The sequence below is a fragment of the Komagataeibacter europaeus LMG 18890 genome (genome assembly GCF_000285295.1).
GTDB lineage: Bacteria > Pseudomonadota > Alphaproteobacteria > Acetobacterales > Acetobacteraceae > Komagataeibacter > Komagataeibacter europaeus.
Genome location: NZ_CADP01000214.1, coordinates 1 through 2,472, shown reverse-complemented (window position 1 = coordinate 2,472; position 2,472 = coordinate 1). Strand labels below are relative to the sequence as shown.

Genomic DNA, 2,472 nt, shown 5'->3' with positions numbered 1-2,472 from the left:
TCTACGTCATCTCTCGACCGGGTCATGGTTTGAGGCAACCACCAATATTCGGAAGACATTCGCATCGTACCATCCCACCTATAGATCGCAGGAAATGATCCATGCATGCTCCAGCGGAGTGGCAAAAGCCTCAAATAAGTTCAGAATATCTGTAATTGGATAATAGATCATGTTAGCATCATGCGATGCGCAGGACCAATATGACATCCAGAAGATCAAGGAGCGCCGTTCCCCCAGGGAAAACAATACAACTTGGACTGTTCCCGCTATCTGTCCAGTTGCGCCGTATTCAACCCAGCTTCAATGAGTGGCGGTATTACGGACTGTCAGTTCAGCCCGACCTGTTCGGTGGTGCCGCGCTTGTTCGCAACTGGGGCAGGATCGGGACAGCTGGCACCCAGCGCGTGGATCTTTATCCGGACGAGGGCGCCGCGGTGAATGCTCTGACCGCGATGATCCGTTATCGCCTGAAACGCGGCTATATAGTTACACAGCCATGACTGGCTGCATTACCTGCAGGGGTAACCCGGTGTGATCATCAGACAGGTGATAGAGATAAATACTGTATCCGCTCACCACGTCATGGAAAATTCGTGGATGGATATATTCGGACTAAAAAACTTATCATCGACATTGAGGTGAGTCGTAGCTTCTGTGCCAGGCCCGCTGCAGGAGCCAGTTTACGCCGTCTGATAGCGTAATCAGGGGCAGGCTTCGCCGCTTACAATTTGCATAGAACTTGATGCTCATGGTGCAATGTGATCGATGTAGGCAACGTAACGCAATATATAATTCAGCTTTCGATACGCCATATTTTGCCGATTGCATAAAGACTTACACTCCGGCAATATTATTCGGTAAAAATATAGCGGAGAGGCTTTATCATGGACCAATCAGACGACCTATCCCCGGCAATTGTAATTGCCATGAGCGACATCGTGGCAGCGCATCTCGGCAATACCAATACTTCTCTGCCGACAGAACACGTCCCGGCGTTTATCCGTGATGTCTACGCTGCTATCCGCGAAACAACACCGGTCCCAGAGAAAAACGCCAGCATTCCGGCCCAGCAGCCCGCAGTTCCAGTCGCGCAGTCGGTATTTCCTGAATACATCGTCTGTCTGGAAGATGGCAAAAAACTCAAAATGCTCAAGCGTCACCTGCAGACAAGGTATGGGATGACGCCAACGCAATACCGAGAGAAATGGCAGCTTCCTATGGATTATCCCATGGTTGCTCCGGAGTATGCCAAAATGCGGGCGGCTCTGGCGCGAGACGCGGGCCTTGGACGTAAGATTTTGGTGCCCCCGACCGCTCCCGTGGACGAGGCACCCGCAGCACCTTCTGTCGATAGTGCAGCGAAAGAAATATCGGTCGATACTGCTGAGGCCGTAGTACCCACCAAAAAAACCATTTCGCGGCGATCCAGGTCGTCGGCAACTGAATCTGGATCTTCCGCAGCGTCGCCAAAGAAAATGCCTCGTTCCAAGGCCTCAGCGAAACCGCGTGCGGTACGGAAAACCGGCACGAAAGCAAAAGGGGCCAAGGTCTGACTGATCAGCCCGGCCTATCGGGCGTGGTTATAAGGCAACCAGGCATCCACGCATCACTCGAACTTCAGGATGACCAGATGGTGAATGTCCACGAGGAAGATGGTCGAGTTATCATTGAGCCAGTTCGCGCCACACCGCTCAAACTGGAAGACCTCGTCGCCGGGATTACCGATTTGAACCAGCATGAGGAAATTGACTTTGGACAGTCTGTAGGTGACGAAAGCTTGTGAGCACCAAATCCCAGGTCACGTGGGTTCCTGACTGCGGCGATATTGTCTGGTTGGAATTTGACCCTCAGGCAGGGCGGGAACAGGCTGTGCATCGGCCAGCGGTGGTTCTCAGCCCTGCGAGTTATAATGCCAAAGCGGGGATGATGCTTTGCTGCCCTACGACCACTAAAATCAAAGGCTATCCGTTTGAAGTGGTCGTGATCGGAAAACCCGCCAGTGTGGTGCTCTCGGATCAGATGAGAAGTCTGGATTGCCGGGTGCGGAGCGCGAAGCTCAAAGGAAAGGTCTCAGCGAAGGAACTTGAGGCAGTTCGTCAGCGCGCCAGATTATTGGTTGGTTGAGGAAAATAAAGAATCCCGCACATTTCGAGGTAGTCAAACATGTCCTGTCGGGCTTCCTGATGTGTGTTGTAGGCTCGATGCCGGACGCGCTTGGGCGATGAGCAATCGATTACGTTCCGCACCATCATACAGGGCGAGGGCGGTAATTTTTCCTGTCATGATTAAGGGTAAGGTGGAAACCTTAATTACTGGTATTGGGTGCAGAACCTTGCGCAAGGTTCTGTCTTTTGTGCGGATTCATAGACGGGAACCGGAGATGAAAGCTCTTCAGGCTGGGAATATGGATCAACTGACAGACTGCTTTCGCCACCGAATCCATATGTCTTATAAGATTTGTTATGCCAACAA

The 2,472-nt window shown here is 51.9% G+C and carries 4 protein-coding genes; 3 read left to right on the top strand and 1 reads right to left on the bottom strand.

All coding sequences use genetic code 11. From position 1 onward, the window contains the following. The first annotated feature begins 185 nt into the window (after positions 1-185). Together GEU01_RS25245 and GEU01_RS20745 are read left to right on the top strand one after the other, a co-directional pair. Positions 186-500, top strand: a complete 315-nt coding sequence (locus tag GEU01_RS25245; protein ID WP_198284466.1) for a WGR domain-containing protein — start codon at positions 186-188, stop codon at positions 498-500. A 384-nt stretch (positions 501-884) separates the two neighbouring features. Beyond that, on the top strand, positions 885-1,553 hold the full coding sequence (locus GEU01_RS20745) for a MucR family transcriptional regulator (protein WP_010517199.1): 669 nt from the start codon (positions 885-887) through the stop codon (positions 1,551-1,553). 53 nt (positions 1,554-1,606) lie between these two features. Here the strand turns inward: GEU01_RS20745 and GEU01_RS27380 are convergent, their stop codons facing one another. Beyond that, positions 1,607-1,738 (bottom strand): hypothetical protein, encoded by a 132-nt coding sequence (locus GEU01_RS27380; RefSeq protein WP_258367913.1) that lies wholly within the window; start codon positions 1,736-1,738, stop codon positions 1,607-1,609. Positions 1,739-1,779: 41 nt separating this feature from the next. Between GEU01_RS27380 and mazF the strand changes: the two genes are divergently transcribed. Beyond that, positions 1,780-2,124 carry an endoribonuclease MazF gene (mazF, locus tag GEU01_RS25240; RefSeq protein WP_010517204.1) on the top strand — a complete coding sequence of 115 codons (345 nt, stop codon included), beginning with the start codon at positions 1,780-1,782 and terminating at the stop codon, positions 2,122-2,124. Positions 2,125-2,472: the final 348 nt, after the last annotated feature.